Below are 289 nucleotides of genomic sequence, written 5' to 3'. Positions count from 1 at the left end.
GCGCCCGGCCAAGCCCGCCCACCCGCAATACCCGACGAAGCCGGCTTACCCGGAGCACCCGACGAAGCCGGCCTACCCCGAGCACCCGACGAAGCCGGCCTACCCCGAGCACCCGACCAAGCCCGCCCACCCGGAGAAGCCCGCCTATCCCGAGCACCCGACCAAGCCCGCCCACCCGGAGAAGCCCGCCTATCCCGAGCACCCGACCAAGCCCGCCCACCCGGAGAAGCCCGCCTACCCCGAGCACCCGACCAAGCCCGCCCACCCGGAGAAGCCCGCCTACCCCGAG

General features: G+C 74.4%; 1 pseudogene. It reads left to right on the top strand.

Annotation, left to right across the window (positions count from 1 at the left end):
- Positions 1-289, top strand: a pseudogene (locus ABZ471_RS05370) (cell surface protein); the annotation flags it as partial.

The organism is Streptomyces sp. NPDC005728 (genome assembly GCF_040630895.1).
Lineage (GTDB): Bacteria > Actinomycetota > Actinomycetes > Streptomycetales > Streptomycetaceae > Streptomyces.
Note: the sequence above shows the minus strand (reverse complement) of the source record. Positions and strands in the feature narration are given on the sequence as shown.